Annotated in this window: 17 protein-coding genes; 11 read left to right on the top strand and 6 right to left on the bottom strand. The window is 60.9% G+C overall.

From position 1 onward, the window contains the following. The first annotated feature begins 42 nt into the window (after positions 1-42). The 3 genes from AC3WMV_RS03440 (at position 43) to AC3WMV_RS03430 (ending at position 4402) form a co-directional block, all read left to right on the top strand. Positions 43-1731 (top strand): polyurethane esterase, encoded by a 1689-nt coding sequence (locus tag AC3WMV_RS03440; protein ID WP_103367039.1) that lies wholly within the window; start codon positions 43-45, stop codon positions 1729-1731. A 202-nt stretch (positions 1732-1933) separates the two neighbouring features. Beyond that, the gene (locus AC3WMV_RS03435; protein ID WP_103367040.1) at positions 1934-3787 is read left to right on the top strand and encodes a polyurethane esterase; all 1854 of its coding nucleotides are present in this window, start codon (positions 1934-1936) and stop codon (positions 3785-3787) included. 240 nt (positions 3788-4027) lie between these two features. Further along, positions 4028-4402 carry a hypothetical protein gene (locus AC3WMV_RS03430; RefSeq protein WP_103367041.1) on the top strand — a complete coding sequence of 125 codons (375 nt, stop codon included), beginning with the start codon at positions 4028-4030 and terminating at the stop codon, positions 4400-4402. A gap of 109 nt (positions 4403-4511) precedes the next feature. Here AC3WMV_RS03430 and AC3WMV_RS03425 read toward each other — a convergent pair whose 3' ends face one another. Further along, a complete protein-coding gene (locus AC3WMV_RS03425) occupies positions 4512-4736 on the bottom strand; it encodes a YgdI/YgdR family lipoprotein (RefSeq protein WP_041064149.1) in 225 nt (74 codons plus the stop codon). A 205-nt stretch (positions 4737-4941) separates the two neighbouring features. On the opposite strand from AC3WMV_RS03425, the gene AC3WMV_RS03420 reads away from it, so the two are divergent. From AC3WMV_RS03420 to AC3WMV_RS03405, 4 genes are all read left to right on the top strand, one after another. Further along, positions 4942-6594 (top strand): VRR-NUC domain-containing protein, encoded by a 1653-nt coding sequence (locus AC3WMV_RS03420; protein ID WP_103367042.1) that lies wholly within the window; start codon positions 4942-4944, stop codon positions 6592-6594. After that, positions 6591-8882: an ATP-dependent DNA helicase gene (locus tag AC3WMV_RS03415; protein ID WP_103367043.1), complete on the top strand. Its 2292-nt coding sequence runs from the start codon at positions 6591-6593 to the stop codon at positions 8880-8882. Before AC3WMV_RS03420 ends, AC3WMV_RS03415 begins: the two co-directional genes overlap by 4 nt. A gap of 76 nt (positions 8883-8958) precedes the next feature. Continuing rightward, on the top strand, positions 8959-10881 hold the full coding sequence (locus tag AC3WMV_RS03410) for a hybrid sensor histidine kinase/response regulator (protein WP_103367208.1): 1923 nt from the start codon (positions 8959-8961) through the stop codon (positions 10879-10881). A 66-nt stretch (positions 10882-10947) separates the two neighbouring features. Then, complete coding sequence (locus tag AC3WMV_RS03405) at positions 10948-11484, top strand: hypothetical protein (protein WP_007967008.1); 537 nt, start codon at positions 10948-10950, stop codon at positions 11482-11484. A gap of 54 nt (positions 11485-11538) precedes the next feature. On the opposite strand, the gene AC3WMV_RS03400 is transcribed toward AC3WMV_RS03405, so the two are convergent. From AC3WMV_RS03400 to AC3WMV_RS03380, 5 genes are all read right to left on the bottom strand, one after another. Further along, complete coding sequence (locus AC3WMV_RS03400; RefSeq protein ID WP_096796774.1) at positions 11539-11835, bottom strand: hypothetical protein; 297 nt, start codon at positions 11833-11835, stop codon at positions 11539-11541. 187 nt (positions 11836-12022) lie between these two features. Continuing rightward, entirely contained in the window at positions 12023-13366 is a 1344-nt protein-coding gene (locus tag AC3WMV_RS03395) for a cation:proton antiporter (RefSeq protein ID WP_027612796.1), read from the bottom strand. A 36-nt stretch (positions 13367-13402) separates the two neighbouring features. Then, positions 13403-14014 (bottom strand): Yip1 family protein, encoded by a 612-nt coding sequence (locus tag AC3WMV_RS03390; protein WP_103367044.1) that lies wholly within the window; start codon positions 14012-14014, stop codon positions 13403-13405. Positions 14015-14101: 87 nt separating this feature from the next. Beyond that, positions 14102-14959, bottom strand: a complete 858-nt coding sequence (locus tag AC3WMV_RS03385) for a glucose 1-dehydrogenase (RefSeq protein WP_103367045.1) — start codon at positions 14957-14959, stop codon at positions 14102-14104. Between the two features lie 197 nt (positions 14960-15156). Then, on the bottom strand, positions 15157-16311 hold the full coding sequence (locus tag AC3WMV_RS03380) for a MalY/PatB family protein (protein ID WP_103367046.1): 1155 nt from the start codon (positions 16309-16311) through the stop codon (positions 15157-15159). A gap of 324 nt (positions 16312-16635) precedes the next feature. On the opposite strand from AC3WMV_RS03380, the gene fdnG reads away from it, so the two are divergent. From fdnG to fdhE, 4 genes are read left to right on the top strand one after another with little or no spacing between them, the layout of a single operon-like run. Further along, complete coding sequence (fdnG, locus tag AC3WMV_RS03375; protein WP_146038473.1) at positions 16636-19701, top strand: formate dehydrogenase-N subunit alpha; 3066 nt, start codon at positions 16636-16638, stop codon at positions 19699-19701. Next, entirely contained in the window at positions 19702-20637 is a 936-nt protein-coding gene (gene fdxH / locus AC3WMV_RS03370; protein WP_103367049.1) for a formate dehydrogenase subunit beta, read from the top strand. After that, positions 20634-21299 (top strand): formate dehydrogenase subunit gamma, encoded by a 666-nt coding sequence (locus AC3WMV_RS03365; protein ID WP_003224974.1) that lies wholly within the window; start codon positions 20634-20636, stop codon positions 21297-21299. Before fdxH ends, AC3WMV_RS03365 begins: the two co-directional genes overlap by 4 nt. Positions 21300-21302: 3 nt before the next feature. After that, positions 21303-22229: a formate dehydrogenase accessory protein FdhE gene (gene fdhE / locus AC3WMV_RS03360; protein WP_103367050.1), complete on the top strand. Its 927-nt coding sequence runs from the start codon at positions 21303-21305 to the stop codon at positions 22227-22229. Positions 22230-22301: the final 72 nt, after the last annotated feature.

Below are 22301 nucleotides of genomic sequence, written 5' to 3'. Positions count from 1 at the left end.
TCTCTTGGGGGCTGCCGGTTTTGAAGGAAGAGAGAGCACAACATGGGATTGTTCGATTATAAAAATGCCGACGGCAAAGCGTTGTACAGCGATGCCATCGCACTGACGCTGTATGCCTACACGCCAACCGGCCAGCCGTTGCCGGCCACCGCCTGGAAACCGCTCAGCGCCACGGCGCTGGGTTATCAGGGCAAGGTCGGCGCGCAAGGCACGTTCTTCGGCGAGAAGGACGGCTTCACCAGCGCCGAGGCCGAAGTGCTCGGCAAGTACGACGCCGGCGGCAAGCTGATCGGCATCGGCGTGGCCTTTCGCGGCACTGGCGGACTGGGTTACAGCGACACCTTCGGCGACATGAAGAACAACCTGCTGGCCGCCATCGGGCCGTCGGATTACGCGAGCAACTACGCGAAAAATGCCTTCGACAACCTGCTCAAGTCCGTTGCCGCGTTTGCCATCGCCAACGGCATCGCCGCCAAGGACGTGCTGTTCAGCGGCCACAGCCTCGGCGGGCTAGGGGTCAACAGCGTGGCCGAGTTGAGTGCCAGCAACTGGGGCGGTTTCTTCAAGGATGCCAACTACATCGCGTTCGCCTCGCCGACCCAGAGCAGCACCGGCAACAACGTGCTGAACATCGGTTACGAAAACGATCCGGTGTTCCGCGCGCTGGACGGCACCACGTTCAGCAGCGGGTCGCTGGGCAAGCACGACGGGCCGCATGAGTCGACCACCGACAACATCGTCAATTTTACCGACAACTATGCGTCCACCGCGCAGAACCTGGTGCCGTTCAGCATCGTCAATCCGCTGAACTGGTCGGCCCACAGCTCGCTCGGGTATTCCGATGGCTTGAACCGGGTGATCGACTCGAAGTTCTACAACCTGACGCACAAGGACTCGACCCTCATCGTTTCCAACCTGGAAGAAGCTTCCCGGGGCAAGACCTGGGTCGAGGATCTGGGGCGTAGCGGCGAGCCGCACACCGGCAGCACCTTCATCATCGGCACCCACAGCAACGACTGGCTCAAGGGCGGGGCGGGTAACGATTTCCTCGAAGGCCTGGGCGGCGATGACCGCTTCCGCGATGACGGTGGTTTCAACATCCTCCTCGGTGGTCAGGGCCACAACACCTTCGAGCTGCAGAAACCGCTGCAGAACTTCAGCTTCGCCAACGACGGTGACGGCACGCTGTACGTGCGCGACGCCTACGGCGGCATCAGCATGACCCGCGACATCGGCGCGCTGGTGAGCAAGGAGTCGGGTTCGTGGTGGGGCAGCAAGGAAATCACCTGGGGTGTCACGGCCAAGGGGCTGACCAATGGCAGCGAACTGACCCAGTACACCCATTCGCTCAACGGCGATGCGTACGGCAATGCGCTGCACGCCAGCGCCGACGGTGACTGGCTGTTTGGCCTGGGCGGCGATGACAAGCTGATCAGCGACAAGGGCCACGTGACCTTCGTCGGCGGCACCGGCAACGACGTGATGACGGCGGTGGGTGGCAACAACACCTTCCTGTTCAGCGGCGCGTTCGGTTTTGATGCGATCAATGGTTATCAGGGCAGCGACAAACTGGTGTTCATGGGCGTCGAAGGCGCGGGGCAGGGCTACGACTACAAGCAGCATGCTGTGCAGTCGGGGGCCGATACCGTGCTGAAGATTGGCGAATATGCCGTGACCCTGGTCGGGGTGGGAGTGGCTAACCTGTCGGACTCGGCGTTCGTGTTCGCCTAGCTCCAGAGTGGGAGCGGGCTTGCTCGCGAAGGGGCCGTGTCAGTCAACATTGCTGTCGCTGATACGCCGCTTTCGCGAGCAAGCCCGCTCCCACAGGGAAGATTTGCAACAAGTAGTACTGAAATGCTCCGGGGCGTGCCCGTGAGGGGCGCCCTGGCTGTGAGCTATCTCTGACAATTCCAAAAAAAGAGAGGCAATAGCAATGGGTGTGTATGACTACAAGAACTTCGGCACAGCCGATTCCAAGGCGCTGTTCAGCGATGCCATGGCGATTACGCTGTATTCCTATCACAACCTCGATAACGGCTTCGCCGCCGGTTATCAGCACAACGGCTTCGGCCTCGGCCTGCCTGCCACGTTGGTCACCGCGCTGCTCGGCGGTACTGATTCGCAAGGGGTGATCCCCGGTATTCCGTGGAACCCCGACTCGGAAAAACTCGCCCTCGACGCCGTGAAAAAGGCTGGCTGGACTCCGATCACCGCCTCGCAACTGGGGTACGACGGCAAGACCGACGCGCGCGGAACCTTCTTCGGTGAGAAGGCCGGTTACACCACCGCCCAAGTGGAGATCCTCGGCAAGTACGACGCCCAGGGCCATCTCACCGAAATCGGTATCGCCTTTCGCGGCACCAGCGGCCCGCGGGAAAACCTGATCCTCGATTCCATCGGTGACGTGATCAACGACCTGCTGGCAGCGTTCGGTCCCAAGGACTACGCCAAGAATTACGTCGGCGAAGCGTTCGGCAATCTACTGAATGACGTGGTGGCGTTCGCCAAGGCCAACGGCCTTTCGGGCAAGGACGTGCTGGTCAGCGGCCACAGCCTCGGCGGGCTGGCGGTCAACAGCATGGCTGACCTGAGTGGCGGCAAGTGGGGCGGATTCTTCGCCGATTCCAACTACATCGCCTACGCCTCGCCGACCCAGAGCAGCACCGACAAAGTGCTCAACGTCGGTTACGAAAACGATCCGGTGTTCCGTGCCCTCGACGGCTCGACCTTCACCGGCGCCTCGGTCGGCGTACACGACGCGCCCAAGGAATCGGCCACCGACAACATCGTCAGCTTCAACGATCACTACGCCTCGACCGCGTGGAATCTGCTGCCGTTCTCTATCCTCAACATCCCGACCTGGATCTCGCACCTGCCGACCGCTTACGGCGACGGCATGAACCGCATCATCGAGTCGAAGTTCTACGATCTGACCAGCAAGGACTCGACGATCATCGTCGCCAACCTGTCGGACCCGGCGCGGGCCAACACCTGGGTGCAGGACCTCAACCGCAACGCCGAAACCCACAAGGGCAGCACGTTCATCATCGGCAGCGACAGCAACGACCTGATCCAGGGCGGCAGCGGCAATGACTATTTGGAAGGTCGCGCCGGCAACGACACGTTCCGTGACGCTGGCGGTTACAACGTCATCCTCGGTGGCGCCGGCAACAACACCCTCGATTTGCAGAAATCGGTGAACACTTTCGACTTCGCCAACGATGGCGCCGGCAACCTGTATGTGCGCGACGCCAACGGCGGGATCAGCATCACCCGCGACATCGGCAGCATCGTCACCAAGGAGCCGGGGTTTCTCTGGGGGCTGTTCAAGGACGACGTGACCCATAGCGTCACGGCTAGCGGTCTGAAGGTCGGCAGCAACGTCACGCAGTATGAGTCCAGCGTGAAGGGCACCAATGGCGCCGATACGCTCAAGGCGCATGCCGGCGGTGACTGGTTGTTTGGTCTGGATGGCAACGATCATTTGATTGGCGGCGTCGGCAATGATGTGTTTGTCGGTGGCGCCGGTAATGACCTGATGGAATCGGGGGGCGGGGCGGATACGTTCCTGTTCAACGGCGCGTTCGGTCAGGATCGGGTGGTGGGTTTTACGTCGAACGACAAACTGGTGTTTCTTGGCGTGCAAGGTGTGTTGCCCAATGACGACTTCCGCGCGCATGCCTCGATGGTGGGGCAGGACACGGTGCTGAAGTTTGGTGGTGATTCGGTGACGCTGGTTGGAGTGGCGCTGAATAGCCTCAGTGCCGATGGAATTGTGATCGCCTGAGGTTGATAGGGCGCCGGTAAGGGCCTATTCGCGAGCAGGCTCGCTCCCACATGGGACTATGTGATCGACACAGGTCCAGTGTGGGAGCGAGCCTGCTCGCGAAGGATTCAGCTCGGTATCAAAAGTGACTCGATAGCCACACCCTGACTCAAAAGCTGTGCAAACAGCAGAAGCGGCCTAAAGCCAGCACGTGCCCACACGTTCTATAGCCAGCCGCCATTGAGTACAGGAGATGCACACGTGAAAAGGTTCAAGGGGTATGTCGGGATTGTCGGACTGGCGCTGTTATCGGCCAATGCCTGGGCCGATCTGCCTCAAACCTCGATTCTGAGCCGTTACGGGATCAGTACCGATCAACTGCCGAAACCGGAAAAGACCGAAGTGGTCGAGCCGGTGGAAGAGAAAAGCCTGTTTCAGATCCAGCCCGAACAGCCGTTCGTGACGTTTCGGCGGGGTGACGACAAACAGGCGCAAGCCACCGGTAACCTGAGCATCGACCGCATGACCCAGCAGGATCTGGAGCGCTGCCGGCGTCTGCAAGCCGAGCTGGCGCGGCGGGGCGAGCATTATTTCAGCTGTGACAACAGCATTGTGGGTTTACCTGCTTTCGAATAACGCCCAGTACTTTGATTGGCTTCTGTAGGAGCTGCCGCAGGCTGCGATCTTTTGATCTTGCCTTTAAAAGATCGCAGCCTGCGGCAGCTCCTACACGTACAGCGGCGTGTCAGTCTTCCTTGCGGACCGTCGCGACTTCGTCAGAGCGGACTTTCACCTTGGTCCCGGAAATATCCTCGAATTCATAGAACCCGTCCTTGTTCTTGGTTTTCGGCATGTCCTTGGTCAAATACTGAGTGCCGTTCTGCAAGGTCACCACCGTCGGTGTCGAGCAGCCGCCCAATGCCAGGAAGGCTGCTACCGCCAGGGGAAGACCCAGAGTCTTGATGTTCATACCCACCTCAAATACCTCATTCCATATCAATTGACCGTATCCGGTCTCTAACGCGGTTGGTGCCGTCGAACCGGGAAAAGTTCGATGGCACCCTGAAAAAATCCCGATTGCCGCTGCCACTGATCTTTTTCCGTTTGCACGCGACGGGGCAGAGCTGGTATCTGTACGCATAACCAGTATTCGCTCGCCATGGCCCTGAATTCCCGTGACTGCCAACCCGCTCGACGATCCGTTTTATTACCTCAACAACTTTTGGCAAGTGCTTGATTGGCTTGAGCTTCGCTATGCCGATGTGATGAGCGAATCCGAGCACGGCTTTATCCGCGACTTCAAGGCCTTGCCACGCACTTCGCAGGGTTTGCTGGTGCGCATGATAATGCGCAAGGGCGTGCATTTCCGCCTCGGCAAACTCAACTACCTGGAAATCGGGGACATCAGCGCTGCCGCGCAGCCGTTGCTCAGTCACGGCTGGCTCGACGATCAGGCTCTGTTGAGCGTGGCCGAAGTGTTCGACGTGTTGCTCAAGGCTGAATTGCTGCAGGCGTTCGGCAGCTTTATCGAGCAACCCAAGGGCCGCAAGGACGACTGGCTGCCGGTGCTCGCCGAGCAGTTCAGCGAGTCGCGCAGCCTCTGTGATTGGGCGCCGACGCTCGGTGACTGCTTGCTCAGCCTGACCATCATGGACCTGTGCGACCGCCTGCGTCTGATGTTCTTCGGCAACCTGTACCAGGACTGGTCGGAATTCGTCCTCGCCGACCTCGGGATCTTTACCTACGAAAAAGTCGAGTTCTGCGCTGACTCCCGTGGCCTGCGCAGCCGTGAAGACGTTGACGCCTGTCTGTTCCTGCATCAGTGCCAGCAACGCTTCGAGGCCGGTGAGCCGTTGGAGATCATCGTCGAGCAGGTCAGCGCGTTGCAGTTCGACAACCCGTGGCTGCAACGGCGGCGCGGCAAGGTGCTGTTCCAGATCGGCCAGTATTGCGAGCGCATCGCCGAGTTTGCCTTGGCCCTGAGTATTTACCGCAACTGTGCCTACCCCGGCGCTCGTCAGCGAATGATCCGCGTGCTGGAGCGCTGCGGCGAATACGCACTGGCGCTGGAGCTCGCCAGCCTCGCCGAACAGGCGCCGGAAAGCGCCGCCGAACAGCAGAGCCTGCAACGGATGCTGCCACGGCTGCGACGCAAACTCGGCGGGCCACCGCTCAAACGGGCAACGCCACGCCCGGTCGAGCGCCTTGATCTGCAACTGCCGCGCACTGATCCGGGATTGTCGGTGGAGTTCTACGTGCAGGCGCATCTGCACGAAGACAGCGGCCCGGTGCACTACGTCGAGAACAGCCTGATCAACTCGCTGTTCGGCCTGCTGTGCTGGCCGGCGATTTTTGCGCCGTTGCCGGGGGCGTTCTTTCATCCGTTCCAGCGCGGGCCGGTGGACCTGCTCAACGAAGATTTTCAGCAACGCCGGGCCGAACTGTTCCAGGCCTGTCTCGACCAACTCGACGACGGCCGTTACACCGAGACCATTCGTGAGCGCTTCACCGCCAAATGGGGCGTGCAGTCACCGTTCGTGTTCTGGGGCGCGTTGAACGAGCAATTGCTGGAACAGGCGTTGGCGTGCTTGCCGGCCGAACACCTCAAGCACTGGTTCAATCGCCTGCTGCTCGACATCAAGGCCAATCGCGCCGGCATGCCGGATCTGATCCAGTTCTGGCCGCAGCACAAGACCTACCGGATGATCGAGGTCAAAGGCCCCGGTGACCGCTTGCAGGACAACCAGCTGCGCTGGCTGGAATTTTGCCACCAACACCAGATGCCGGTCGCCGTGTGCTACGTGCAATGGGCGGAGCAGAGCGCTTGAGCTACAGCATTGCCGTCCGTGCCCTATGCGAGTTCACCGCCAAGACCGGCGACCTCGACCTGCGTTTTACCCCTTCGCCGACAGCCCTCGAAGGCATGCTCGGGCACCGCACCGTGGCCTCGCGGCGCAGCGACAAATACCAGAGCGAAGTGGCGCTGGAAGGTGAGTTTCTGCAATTGAAAGTCAGGGGCAGGGCGGACGGCTATGACCCGGCGCAGAACTGTCTGGAAGAAGTCAAAACCTATCGCGGTGACCTCAGCAAGCAACCGGCCAACCATCGGCAGTTGCATTGGGCGCAGGCGAAAATCTACGGCTGGCTGATGTGTCGCAAGCTGGAGCTTGCGCAGATCAATCTGGCGCTGGTGTATTTCGACATCGTCAGCGAAAAGGAAACCTGTCTGGTCGAGTCCTTCAATGCTCCAGCCTTGCAGGATTTTTTCGAACAGCAATGCCGGTTGTTCCTGAACTGGGCCGAGCAGGAAATGGCCCATCGCGAGGCGCGCAATCTGGCCGCGCAGCAATTGAGCTTTCCCCACGCCGACTTTCGCCCCGGCCAGCGGCATCTGGCTGAATCGGTGTTCAAAGCGGTCAGCACCGGCCGCTGCCTGATGGCCCAGGCGCCCACCGGCATCGGCAAAACCCTCGGCACGCTGTTCCCGATGCTCAAGGCACTGGCGCCGCAGCAACTGGACAAGGTGTTCTTTCTGACCGCCAAGACCCCGGGGCGCAAACTGGCGCTGGATGCCAGTCAGGTGTTGTTCGATCAGTCTGAACGCTTGCCGCTGCGGGTGCTGGAGATGGTCGCCCGCGACAAGGCTTGCGAACACCCGGACAAAGCCTGTCACGGTGAGTCCTGCCCGTTGGCCCAGGGCTTTTATGATCGGCTGCCCGCCGCCCGCCAAGCGGCCAGCCGGATCAATCTGCTGGATCAGGCGGCGATGCGCGAAGTGGCCCGTCAGCACACGGTTTGCCCGTATTACCTGAGCCAGGAGATGGCCCGCTGGGCCGACGTGGTGGTGGCGGACTACAACTATTACTTCGATTTCAGTGCGCTGCTGTTCGGTCTGGCCCAGCTCAATCAGTGGAAGGTTGCGGTGCTGGCGGATGAAGCGCACAACCTGGTCGAACGTGGGCGCTCGATGTACAGCGCCAGTCTCGATCAGGCCGCGCTGGCCAGTGTGCGCAAGACGGCCCCCGAGGTGCTGAAAAAATCCCTGCAACGGGTCAACCGCGAGTGGAACGCGCTGCATCAGCCGCAACTGGCGCCGTATCAGGCCTACGACAAGGCCCCGGAAAAACTGCTGCAAGCCGTGTCCCTGTGCAGCGCGGCCATTGGCGACTACCTCAATGATCATCCGCAGGGACTCGACAGCGCGCTGCAAACCTTCTACTTCGACATGCTGCAGTTCGGCCGGGTGGCGGAGCTGTTCGACGAGCATTACCTGTTCGACATCAGCAAGCGCGACCTTGAGCGCAAGCGGCCGCTGTCGCAGTTGTGCCTGCGCAACGTGGTGCCGGCGGCGTTCATCGGCCCCCGGCTGAAAGCGGCGCGCAGCAGCGTGTTGTTCTCGGCGACGCTAAGCCCGCGGCGCTATTACGCCGACCTGCTCGGCACGCCCGCCGACACGGTATGCATAGACGTCGAATCACCCTTCAGCGCCGAACAGTTGCAGGTGCAGATCGTCAGCCGCATTTCCACGCGCTTCAATCATCGGCAGGCGTCGCTGGAGCCGATCGTCGAGCTGATCGCCCGCCAGTTCAGCGAGCGCCCGGGCAATTACCTGGCGTTCTTCAGCAGCTTCGATTACCTGCAACAAGTGCTGACGCTGCTCGCCGAACGCCATCCGCAGATCAACCTGTGGCAGCAGTCCCGGGGCATGGCCGAAGGACGGCGGCAGGCATTTCTCGATCAGTTCACCGCCGACAGTCAGGGCATTGGCTTCGCCGTGTTGGGCGGTGCGTTTGGCGAGGGTATCGACCTGCCCGGAGCACGGCTGATCGGCGCGTTCATCGCCACCCTGGGGCTGGCCCAGCTCAACCCGGTCAATGAACAGTTGAAACGGCGCATGGCAGCGATTTTCGGTGCCGGCTACGATTACACCTACCTGTATCCGGGCGTGCAGAAAGTGGTGCAGGCCGCCGGGCGGGTGATCCGCACCCGTGAAGATCGTGGCGTGGTGATGCTGATCGATGATCGCTTCGCCGAACCGCGCATTCAGCAACTGCTGCCACGCTGGTGGTCGCTCGGCACCGACTCGTCCTCAATCAACCCATTGATCACGCCGTGAATAGAAGCGCGTTTGCACCTTCCCATGGCGCCGGATTGCCGCATACTTGCGCTAATGAAAACCAGCGGTGAACCTGATGAGTGACAACCCGAGCAAAACTGCCGCGATCGAGGAGATGCGTTTTCGTCTGCTGATCGATGCGGTGGTCGATTATGCGATTTACATGATCGACCCGGACGGCATCATCACCAGTTGGAACTCCGGCGCGAAACGCTTCAAGGGCTACGAAGAGGCGGAAATTCTCGGCGAGCATTTCTCGCGCTTCTATACCGCCGATGATCGTGCGGCGGGCCTGCCGCAACGCGCGCTCGACACAGCGCTGCACGAAGGACGCTTCGAAGGCGAAGGCTGGCGGGTGCGCAAGGATGGCACCAGCTTCTGGTGCCATGTGGTCATCGATCCGATCATTGATCCCAACGGCAAACTGCTCGGCTATGCCAAGATCACCCGTGACCTGACCGACCGCAAGATGGCTGAGGAAACCCTCAAGCAAAGCGAACAGCAGTTTCGCCTGCTGGTGCAGGGTGTCACCGATTATGCGATCTACATGCTCAGCCCCGAAGGTCGTGTGAGCAACTGGAATCAGGGCGCCCAGCGGATCAAGGGGTACCAGCCGGAAGAAATCATCGGCCAGCATTTTTCGGTTTTCTACACCCCGGAAGACCGTGTGGCCGGCGAACCGCAACGGGCACTGGAGATTGCCACCCGCGAGGGCCGTTTCGAGAACAAGAGCTGGCGCATGCGCAAGGATGGCACGCGGTTTCTGGCCCACGTGGTGGTCGATGCCATTCGCGGCGAAACCGGCACGCTGCTCGGGTTTGCCAAGATCACCCGCGATGTCACCGAAGCCCATGAGTCGCAAGTGGCGCTGGAAAAGACCCGCGAAGCGCTGTTCCAGGCGCAGAAGATGCAGGCCATCGGTCAGCTCAGCGGCGGCATCGCCCATGACTTCAACAATTTGCTGACGGTGATTCTGGGCAATCTGGAGATTCTGCAAAAGCGCATCGGTGACGATCCGAAAAACAGCCGTCTGCTGGAAAACGCCACGCAGGGTGCGTTGCGTGGCGTATCGCTGACCCAACGCATGCTGGCCTTCGCCCGCCGTCAGGAACTCAAGACCGAGCCGGTCGATATCCCGCAACTGGTGCAAGGCATCACCGGACTGTTGCGCAGCTCGATAGGCCCGGGGATTCGCATCGAGACACGCTTTCCCGAGGATCTGCAACCGGTGCTGGCCGACAGCAACCAACTGGAACTGGCGTTGCTCAATCTGGCGACCAACGCCCGCGACGCCATGGTCGACGGTGGCAGCCTGTGCATTACCGCGCAGCCTGAAGTCGTGCTTGAGCAAAGCCATTCGTCAATGGCGGCCGGGCACTATGTGTGCCTGAGCGTGATCGACACGGGTGAGGGCATGGACGAAGCCACGCTGGGTTCGGCCAGGGATCCGTTTTTCACCACCAAGGGCGTGGGCAAGGGCACCGGGCTGGGCTTGTCGATGGTGCATGGCTTTATCGAGCAACTGGGTGGCCGTTTCATTCTCAAGAGCGAAAAAGGCCATGGCACCCGCGCTGAAATGTGGATACCGGTGGCGTTAGCCGGGGAGACGGCAAAAAACCTGTACCCGGCGGTCAAACCGGTGCTGGTGCCGCGCCTCAGCGTGCTGGTGGTGGACGACGATTCGCTGGTGATGACCAGCACCACGCTGCTGCTCGAAGACCTTGGTCATCGCGTGATCAGCGCCACGTCCGGTGCCAAGGCGCTGGCGTTGTTCGAGCAGGGCGAAGTCATTGATCTGATGATCACCGACATGGCCATGCCGCAGATGAGCGGCGTGCAACTGGCGCATGCAGTGCGTCTGCTCAAGCCGGATCTGCCGATCATTCTGGCCACCGGTTACGCCGAACGTCTGGAAGGCTTTGCCGCGCAATTGCCGCGTCTGCCCAAGCCGTTCACCCAGCTCAATCTGGTGGAAATCATCGCGCAGTCGATGAAGTGAATCCGCCTGAACTTGTCCGTGGCGAGGGCCTTCTAAAAGGTTTCCCCGCCACGGAGTGCGCGTCCCTTGCCTCGCATACTGACTGAGCCCAGCGCTGAAGAGCACCTGACTGAACACGACGCCAAGATGTTCGGCTCACCCAAGGAACGGCTGGACTTCTATCGCAAGGAAATCCAGTACGAAACCAGCATCCTCGCCAACCGCACCGATGCCTATCTGGCGGCGCAGTCGTTTCTGGTGATTGCCTTTGCTTCGTGCATGGCCAACCTCAACCCCGAATGGGGCAAATTGTTCACGCTGGTGGTGCCGCCGTTTCTCGCGCTGCTCGGGTTGCTCAGCTCGCTCAACGCCTGGCCGGGGATACGGGCGGCGTACGACATCATCGATCACTGGCACTACAAGCAGAGCGAGTTGTTACGCAGCGAGCCGATCATGGGCATGGCTTACGACGAGTCGCCGCTGTTCAGTGAAATGGAGTCGAGCCACAAGGGCTATCGCAAGTCGCTGTTGTTTTCGGTGCGCACGCCCTGGATCTTCGCCACGTTCTGGATACTGCTCGGGGCTTACGCGGTGTTCATTCAGGTGACCAACCCAGGAGGCTGAACGCCGCCCAAAGAAAAAGCCCGGACATCGCTGCCGGGCTTTTTCTTGTGCGCTTTATTCGACGGTTTCAAGCTGTCGACGCAATTCCTGCGAGTGATGCGGTGACATTGGAATCGGCGGGAAGTCTTCGTTGAGGACGCACAAGTGATCGATGGCTTCTTCGAACTTCGCATCGGCTTTGCGGCGCATTGCTCGATAGTGCTCAAACTGTTCGAGGTCCAGATTGTCCGCTTCCAGCAGCTCGTAAGCCGCTCGGTTGAGGGCGTGGGCATCTTCGAACAGTTGACGATTGCGTTCCAGGGCCAAAGCCCTGCAAGCCTTGATTTGTGCAGGAGTCGAGCATTCTTTCATGACCGTGACCTTGTTATCCAAAGATTCCTCTTCATGGGCTGCAAGCCGCAGGGGAACCGAACCTGCCGGACCTCGCCGAGTGCATCCAGCGAGGGGTTATGGTTGTGACTGTCGGTTTTGGCCGAGGGATCCATTTATTTTCAGAAAAAACTTCGATGGATTTCCCGACATATTGCCGCCGGAAAAATCAGTTTTTTCGTTTTTGCCGTTGTTCGTAGCGCGCCAGCAGCGGCTGCGTGCTGATGCCATGCAGCAAAATGCTCAATGCCACCACGGACAGGGTGATGTTGGTGCACAACGTCGCGACTGAAGGACTCAGCCCGTGGTTCAAGGCATAAAACAGATAGAACAGACTGCCGATCCCGCGAATGCCGAACCAACCGATCAACAGCCGTTGACCACCGTCGAGCAAAGTGCCCCATGGCATCAGCGCAACGCAGGCCGGACGCACCACGCAGAACAGCACCGCGCCAATGACCAACGCCCGCCAGTCCCAATGCGGCACCAGTACCACACCCAGCAAGGTCACCAGAAACACTTCCATGGCCCGTTCCACCAGACTGCCGAACGAGAGCATGTCGCCCATCATGATCCCGGCGGCGACCTGACTGCTTTCCAGTCGTTCGGTATCGCCGTGCACCGCGTGCTGCGGTTCGATGTTCTGGTGGCCGACCACCGGTTGCACCAGATGTTCGGCGGGCGGCTGGCTGGCGCCGGTGGATTTGACTTCTTCTTGACGCAAGCCGAGGCCGGCGGCGAATACCGACAGAAAACCATAACCGCCAATCGCATCTGCGCCGACATAAGCCAGAGCAATCAGCGACAGCGCCAGATAATCATTCGGGCTCAGGGTGCTGTCGTCGTTACGAATGCGCAACGACAGCGTCAACCGACCGATGCCGCGCCCCATCCAGTAACCGGTGAGCAAACCGACCGGCACCGCCCAGAGCAAGCCGTGCAGCACCCAATCGGTCAAGGCGCCGGGTTGCGCGTCGGCCTGCAACAGCAGCAAGCCGAGAATCACGAACGGGAACGCGATGCCGTCATTGAGCCCGGCTTCTCCGGAAAGGCCAAAGCGCACGCTGTCGACATCCCGCGCATCGTTGACCTGCACCAGCGCGGCCAGTACCGGGTCGGTCGGCGCGAGCATCGCCCCGATCAGCAGCGACGGCCCCCACGACAGTTGCAGGCCCCAGTGCAGCAATACGCTGACCCCGGCGATGGTCAAGACCATCACCGGGCCCGCCAGCCCGAACGCAATCCGCCAACGCTTGTCGCGCAGGGGCAGACGCAACTTCAGCCCGCAGACAAACAGCGAAAACAGTACCGCCACTTCCGTGAGGTGCTCCATCCATACGGAAGCGTTTTCCAGTGACAGTTTCAGCAAATCCAGACCGCTGGGGCCGATGCCGATCCCCAGCAGCAGGCACACGGCCGAAGTGGTGACCGGCATCCAGCGCAGGTACGACGAGGTCAGCGCGAGGGTCAGCAACACCGCGCCAAGCACCGCGACCCAGATGACAAAGCTCATGTTAGGCAGTCCATCGACGACAGCGTTGGCACCGGGTTAACCAACGGGAGTTCGCAGGTACTCGGGCGAGAGCACGTTGAACCACAGCAGAATCATCGACACCAGAATGGTCACCATCACCAGCAGGCCGACGCCCCAGACGCAGGCCGAGTACAGCAGGCCCTGTTCTTTGCGCTCATGCATGAACGTCGGCAGGCCGACGAATAGCAGGAACGTCGAATACACCGACGCGGCACCCAGCACCAGAATCGCCAGCCAGCGACTTGGATAAAGACCGGCGATCCCGGCGACGAAGAACGGCGTCACGGTATAGGCAGCGAAACCGATGCACTGGTTAAGCGTGGGGCGCGCGTCGAACGTACGTGACATCCAGCGGATGAACCCGCCGATGATCGCGACCCCGGCGACAATCGCCACATACAGCAGAATGCTCAGTTGCAGTGCACTGGCCGTGCTCAAGCGCACGGTCTCGCCGGCTGCCAGACTCCAGCCGACATACGTGGTACCGAGGAACAGACACACGGCGGGAATCAGCGCCAATAGCAACAGATGCGCCAGGTAGTGACGGGGATGGGCCTCTTCCTCGCGGCGGATATCGGTCCAGGCGAAGTTGGGCTGGGTGAAGAGTTTGATGAGAGGGGCGGACATGACGACCTCCTGATCCTGCAGACCGGTTGGGACTCTTAAAGGTATGGAGGGACGTCATGCCACCAGGTTCAGTTTTTCTCGCGCCGCTTAGAGCATCGGCTTGCCGCCGGTGACGCCATAGCGCTGACCGGTGATGTAACTGGCTTCGTCGGAGGCGAGCAGCACGTAAATCGGCGCCACTTCCACTGGTTGTCCGGGGCGACCGAGTGGGGTTTCGCTGCCGAAGTTCTGTACTTCTTCATCGGGCATGGTCGAGACGATCAATGGCGTCCAGATTGGTCCGGGGGCCACGCAGTTCACGCGGATTTGTTTCGGCCCGAGGATCTGCGCCAGACCGCCGGTGAAGTTGGCGATCGCGCCTTTGGTGGTGGCATAGGCCAGCAGGGTCGGTTTGGGCATGTCCGAGTTGACCGAGCTGGTGTTGATGATCGACGCGCCGGGGCGCATGTGTTTGATCGCTGCCTGGCACAACCGGAAGATCGCCGTGATGTTGACGTCGAAGGTCATCACCCATTCGTCGTCGGGGATTTCTTCGAAGGTTTCGTGGGTCATCTGGAACGCGGCGTTGTTGACCAGAATGTCGATGCGCCCGAAGCGTTCGACGGTCTTGTCCACCAGTTCCTGACAATGGGCCTTGTGCGCGAGGTCGCCGGACAGCAGCAGGCACTGGCGGCCTGCCTGTTCGACCCAGCGTGCGGTCTCTTTGGCGTCGTCATGTTCATTCAGATAGGCCACGACCACGTCAGCGCCTTCACGGGCGAAGGCAATCGCCACCGCGCGGCCGATACCGCTGTCGGCGCCGGTAATCAGCGCAATCTTGCCAGCCAGCCGCCCGGAGCCAACGTAGCTTTGCTCGCCGCAGTCGGGATACGGCTGCATTTTGCTTTGCGCACCGGGGACGGCTTGGGCTTGTGCGGGGAAGGGTGGTTTTGGATAGTCGGTCATCACAAATCTCCGAGGTTCTCAGGGCAAGTATGGGTGGTTGACCCGGACGGTTTGCCGTGAGTTCGATCGGATTTTGGATGACCACAAAACCATTGTAGGAGTGAGCCTGCTCGCGATGGCGGTGTATCAGCCGACATTGATGTTGAATGTCAGTCAGCTATCGCGAGCAGGCTCACTCCTACAGATTGGTGGTGTTTTCAGGTATTGCGCTGGGTCAGGGCACGCTCCATGCGGCTGATGCCTTCTTCGAGCAACGACCGCGGGCAGCCGAAGTTCAGGCGCACGAACTGTTGGTGCTGATCGCCGAAATCCAGCCCGGCGCTCAGACCGACCCTGGCCTGTTCAAGGAAGAACTGCTGCGGGTTGTCCAGGTCCAGCGCCGAGCAATCGAGCCACGCCAGATAGGTTCCCTGCGGCACATTGATCGTCACGCCCGGCAAGCGGCTGCGCACCGCATCCACCAACCAGTCGCGGTTGGCCTGCAGATAGGTTTTCAGTTCGGCCAGCCACGGCGCACCTTCGCTGTAGGCGACGCGGGTGGCTTCCATGCCCAGCGGGTTGACGCTGTCGACCATGCCGCAACGGGCGTGGTTGACGCGCTCGCGCAGGGCGGCGTCCTGGATGATCATGAACGAGGTCTTGAGGCCGGCGATGTTGTAGGCCTTGCTCGCCGACATCAGGGTGATCGTGCGCTTGGCGATTTCCGGGCTGAGGGACGCGGTCGGAATGTGCACGCGGCCGTCGAAGCACAGCTCGGCGTGGATCTCGTCGGAGATGATCCAGGCGTCCTGTGCCGCACAGATACCCGCTACGGCTTGCAGCTCCTCACGGCCAAACACCTTGCCGATCGGGTTGTGCGGGTTGCTCAGGAGCAGGGCGCCGCCACCGTTCAGCGATTCGCGCAGGGTCTCCAGCGGCGTGGCGTAGCTGCCATCGGCCTGAGGGATGAATTCCAGCTCGACCTTGTTCAGCCCCCAATGCCCCGGCGCATGCCGCAGCGGCGGGTAGTTCGGCACCTGCACCACGACGTTCTGCTGCGGCTGCACCAGCGCTTTCAAAGCCATGTTGAAACCGGATTCAACGCCCGGCAGGAAGATCAGCTCCTGCGGTTTGACCTTCCAGGCGAACTTGTCCCACAGGTCGGCGACGATGGCTTCACGCAGATTGTCCTGCGCCACGCTGTAACCCACCAGTGGGTGCAACAGGCGCTGCTGCAATGCCTCGATGATCACCGGTGGCGCGGCGAAATCCATATCAGCGACCCACATCGGCAACACATCGGCCGGGTAGCGGCTCCACTTGGTGCTGCCGGTGTTGTGGCGGTCGAATAGCTGATCAAAATCGAAAGTCATGCGCGGTCTCGTGAAGGCGGGTTGTTCATGGGTGCCATGATAAACCCATGACACTTTGGGGATACACAAAACCTGTGGGAGCGAGCCTGCTCGCGAAGGCGGTGTGTCAGTCAATATTTGTCTCAACTGACAGGGCCTCTTCGCGAGCAGGCTCGCTCCCACAGGTTTTCCAGGGCATGACCGATTGTCGCCGACGGTCGGTTTTCACACAGAGTGTGTGGTCATTGTCTACAGTGAAAAAGCCGGCAGGCATTCTGCCGCAACCGTGTTTGTCCAGAAAAAGCCCGGCTCAAGTACCGGGTTCCACCTGATCAGGAGTGCACGATGGATCTCAGCCGTCGTCAATTCTTCAAGGTCGCCGGTATCGGCCTTGCAGGCTCTAGCCTGGGCGCGTTGGGCATGGCCCCGACGCTGGCCTTCGCCGAGCAGGTGCGTCACTTCAAGCTTGCCCACACCCATGAAACCCGCAACACCTGCCCGTATTGCTCGGTCGGTTGCGGGTTGATCATGTACAGCCAGGGCGATGCCGCGAAGAACGTCGCGCAAAATATCATTCACATCGAGGGCGACGCCGACCATCCGGTCAACCGCGGCACCCTGTGCCCGAAAGGCGCGGGCCTGCTGGACTTCATTCACAGCCCGGGCCGTCTGCAATACCCGCAAATGCGCAAGCCCGGCAGCAGCGAATGGACCCGGATCAGCTGGGATGAAGCACTGGATCGCATCGCCGACCTGATGAAGGCCGACCGCGACGCCAACTTCATCGAGAAAAATTCCACCGGGCAAACGGTGAATCGCTGGCTGACCACCGGGTTCCTCGCCGCGTCGGCCGCGTCCAACGAAGCCGGTTACATCACCCAGAAGGTGATTCGCAGTCTTGGCATGCTGGGGTTCGATAACCAGGCGCGTGTCTGACACGGCCCGACGGTGGCAAGTCTTGCCCCGACGTACGGCCGTGGTGCCATGACCAACACCTGGACCGATATCGCCAACGCGAATCTGATCCTGGTTATGGGTGGCAACGCAGCAGAAGCGCATCCGTGCGGCTTCAAATGGGTGACCGAGGCCAAGGCGCACAACGCTGCCCGGCTGATCGTGGTCGACCCGCGTTTTACCCGGACCGCTTCGGTGGCGGACTATTACGCGCCGATCCGCACCGGTACCGACATCGCCTTCATGGGCGGGCTGATCAATTACCTGCTGACTCAGGACAAGATCCAGCACGAATACGTGCGCAACTACACCGACGTTTCGTTCATCGTCAAAGCCGGGTTCAGCTTTGAAGACGGCATCTTCAGCGGGTACGACGCGGCCAAGCGCAGCTACACCGACAAATCCGGCTGGGGTTACGAGTTGGGCGAGGACGGCTTCGTCAAGGTCGACCCGACCCTGCAGGATCCACGCTGCGTCTATCAATTGATGAAGCAGCATTACAGCCGCTACAACATTGAGCTGGCGAGCCAGATCTGTGGGATGCCGGTCGATGCCATGCAGAAAATCTGGGATGAGATTGCCACGTGCTCCACGCCGGGCAAGACCATGACCATCCTCTATGCACTCGGCTGGACGCAGCACTCGATCGGCGCGCAGATCATCCGCAGTGCGGCGATGGTGCAACTGCTGCTGGGCAACGTCGGCATGCCGGGCGGCGGGGTCAATGCCTTGCGCGGACACTCGAACATTCAGGGCCTTACTGACCTCGGGTTGTTGTCCAATTCGCTGCCGGGTTATCTGACCCTGGGTGGCGATGCCGAGCAGGACTACAACGCCTTTATCAAAAAACGTACGCAAATGCCGTTGCGTCCGGGGCAGCTGTCCTACTGGCAGAACTACAGCAAATTCCACGTCAGCCTGATGAAGTCCTGGTACGGCGCCAACGCGACGCTGGAGAACAACTGGAATTACGACTACCTGCCGAAACTCGACATTCCGAACTACGACGTCCTGAAAATGTTCGACCTGATGAGCCAGGGCAAGGTCAACGGCTACATGTGCCAGGGCTTCAACCCGATCGCTGCGTTGCCGGACAAGAACCGGGTGATGGCTGCGCTGGCCAAACTCAAATGGCTGGTAGTGATGGATCCGCTGGCCACCGAAACCTCGGAGTTCTGGCAAAACGTCGGGCCGTACAACGACGTGAAAAGCGCCGAGATCCAGACCGAAGTGATTCGCCTGCCGACCACTTGCTTTGCCGAGGAGGACGGCTCGCTGGTCAACAGCAGTCGCTGGCTGCAATGGCACTGGAAAGGCGCCGACGGCCCCGGCGAAGCGCAGACCGACATCCGCATCATGAGCGAACTGTTCCTGCGTCTGCGCAAGCGCTATCAGGCCGAGGGCGGCAAGTTCCCCGATCCGCTGCTGAACCTGTCGTGGCCGTACAAGATCCCCGACGAGCCATCGCCGGAGGAGCTGGCCAAAGAGATCAACGGCAGCGCCATGGTCGACTTCACCGATGCCAGCGGCGTGGCGGTCAAGGCCGGCTCGCAACTGGCCGGGTTCGGGTTGCTCAAGGACGACGGCAGCACCGCGTCCGGTTGCTGGATCTTCGCCGGCAGCTGGACCGAGGCCGGCAACCAGATGGCCCGGCGTGACAATGCCGACCCGTATGGCATGCATCAGCATCAGGGCTGGGCCTGGGCGTGGCCAGCCAACCGGCGGATCCTCTACAACCGCGCTTCGGCGGACGTCGCGGGCAAACCGTGGGATCCGAAAAAACGTCTGGTGTGGTGGAACGGCAAGGCCTGGGGCGGCACCGACGTGCCGGACTACAAGGCCGATGTGCCGCCGGAAGCGGGGATGAACCCGTTCATCATGAACCCCGAAGGCGTGGCGCGGTTCTTCGCCGTCGACAAGATGAACGAAGGGCCTTTCCCCGAGCACTACGAGCCGTTCGAAACGCCGATCGGCATCAACCCGCTGCACCCGCAAAACAAGAAAGCCACCAGCAACCCGGCGGCGCGGATCTTCGATTCGGTCTGGGAAAGCCTCGGCGAAGCCAAGGACTTCCCGTACGCCGGCACCAGTTACCGGCTGACCGAGCACTTCCACTTCTGGAGCAAGCATTGCAAGTTGAATGCGATTGCCCAGCCCGAGCAGTTCGTCGAAATCGGCGAAGTGCTGGCGAAGGAGAAGGGCATCGCGGCTGGAGATCGGGTGCGGGTCAGCTGCAAACGCGGGTTCATCGAGGCGGTGGCGGTGGTGACCAAACGCATCCGGCCGCTGCAGGTCAACGGCCAGGTGGTGCATCAGATCGGTATCCCGCTGCACTGGGGATTCACCGGCCAGACGCGCCACGGTTACCTGACCAACACCCTGGTGCCGTTCCTCGGCGATGGCAACACACAGACCCCGGAATCCAAGTCATTCCTGGTCAACGTGGAGAAACTGTAAATGGCCAGCCAAGACATCATTGCCCGCTCGGCCACCACCACGGTGCCGCCTTCGGTGAGGAATCAGGAGGCGGTGGCCAAGCTGATCGACACCACCAAATGCATTGGCTGCAAGGCCTGCCAGGTCGCCTGCTCGGAATGGAACGAGCTGCGCGACGAGGTCGGCCACAACCACGGCACCTACGATAACCCGCAGGACCTGAGCGCAGAAACCTGGACCTTGATGCGCTTCACCGAACACGAAACCGACGCCGGCAACCTCGAGTGGCTGATCCGCAAGGACGGCTGCATGCATTGCGCCGAACCGGGGTGTCTCGCGGCATGCCCAAGTCCCGGGGCGATCATCAAGCACGCCAACGGCATCGTCGATTTCGATCAGGATCACTGCATCGGCTGCGGTTATTGCATCACCGGTTGCCCGTTCAACATTCCGCGGATCTCGCAGAAGGATCACAAAGCCTACAAATGCACCTTGTGTTCCGACCGCGTCGCGGTAGGGCTGGAGCCGGCCTGCGTGAAAACCTGTCCCACCGGCGCCATTGTCTTCGGCACCAAAGAAGACATGAAGGAACACGCCGCCGAACGCATCGTCGACCTGAAAAGCCGGGGCTTCGACAACGCCGGGCTGTATGACCCGGAAGGCGTCGGCGGCACTCACGTGATGTATGTGTTGCACCACGCCGATACGCCGAAGATCTACGCCGGGTTGCCAGAGGCGCCGGCCATCAGCCCGCTGGTGGGCTTGTGGAAAGGCATCAGCAAACCGCTGGGCCTGCTGGCGATGGGTGCGGCGGTGCTCGCCGGTTTCTTCCACTATGTGCGCATCGGGCCGAATCGCACCGAAGAGGATGATCATCCGACGCCACCGGATACTTCGGTGCACGTTGTCGATCCGGCGGTGCACACCTTCGATCCACGCGGGGAGGACCGGCCATGAGCAACAAGACGATCCTGCGTTACACCGCCAACCAGCGCACCAATCACTGGCTGGTGGCGATTCTGTTCTTCATGGCCGGGCTGTCCGGGCTGGCGTTGTTTCATCCCTCGATGTTCTGGCTGACCCACCTGTTCGGCGGCGGGCCGTGGACGCGGATTCTGCACCCGTTCATGGGCGTGTTGATGTTCGTGTTGTTCCTCGGTCTGGTGTTCCGCTTCTGGCGCGCGAATTTCTTTATCGACAACGACTGGAAGTGGATGCGCCGCATCGATCGTGTGCTGGTCAACGATGAAGAAAGCGTGCCGCCGGTGGGCAAGTACAACGCCGGGCAGAAGATGCTGTTCTGGACTTTACTGCTGTGCATGCTCGGTCTGCTGTTCACCGGGCTGGTGATCTGGCGCGCGTATTTCAGTGCGTACTTCGGCATCACCGTGATCCGCTGGGCCATGCTCCTGCATGCGCTGGCCGGTTTTGTACTGATCCTCAGCATCATCGTGCACATCTACGCCGGGCTGTGGATCAAGGGTTCGGTGGACGCGATGCTGCATGGTTGGGTCAGCCGCGCCTGGGCGAGGAAACACCACGAACTGTGGTATCGCGACATCACCCGCGATGAACGCAATCCGGACGTGCCGGAGCGACCGATCACCAAAAAGGGCTGACTTTTGGCAACTATTCTTGAACCCGGGGAAATCGAAGCGGCGGCCAGTTCGCCGCCGTTTCTGCACCTGCCGCCGCACAATCTGTTCACCTTGCGCGCCCAGCGCCTGGAGCAATTGGCTCACGGGCATCCGCTGGCCGATTACCTGCGACTGATCGCCGGATTGTGCCGGGCTCAGCAGCAGGTTTTCGACGATCCACCGCTGACGGTACCGTTTGATCAGCAAAGGATCGAAGCCTGTCAGTTGCATGGTTTGCCGCCGTTTGCTGCCGACACATTGGTGCGCGAGGAGGGCTGGCAGGTTTATCTGGATGCTCTGTTGCAACGCTATGTGCCGCCCGATCAACCCGCCGTAGTCGAGGCGCTCGCGACACTGCGCGGCGCCAGTGCCGGCCAGTTGCGTGCGTGGGCGGTGGCGTTGGTCAGCGGTCAATATTCGATGGTGCCGGCACAGTTGGTGCCGTTTCTCGGCGCCGGGTTGCAAGCGGCGTGGAGCCATTGGCTGCTCAGCGCACCGAACCTGCAACTGAAACCCGGCGACAGCCTCAGCCAGTGCCCGGGCTGTGGTTCACCAGCGATGGCCGGGGTGATCCGCCATCGCGGCAAACACAACGGTCTGCGTTATCTGGTGTGTTCGTTGTGCGCCTGCGAATGGCACGTGGTGCGGGTCAAGTGCGTGTATTGCGAGTCGAGTAAAGGCCTGGATTACTTGAGCCTGGAGGACGATCGCCACGCCGCTAATCAGGCGCCGATTCGTGCGGAGGTGTGCCCCAGCTGCAACAGCTACCTGAAACTGGTTTATCTGGAGAACGATGCCGAAGGCGAAGCGTTGTCGGCTGACCTCACCAGCCTGCTGCTCGACATGCGTCTGGCGCAGGACGGCTATCAGCGTCTGGCACCGAATCTGTTGCTGGCGCCGGGAGACGAATGACCAGAGCGTCTACACTCCTGAAAAACCTGTGGGAGGGGGCTTGCTCCCGAAGGAGCCGTGTCAGTCAGATTA

The sequence above is a fragment of the Pseudomonas sp. FW305-3-2-15-E-TSA4 genome, from assembly GCF_058787295.1.
This window is presented reverse-complemented; position numbering and strand designations above follow the sequence as displayed.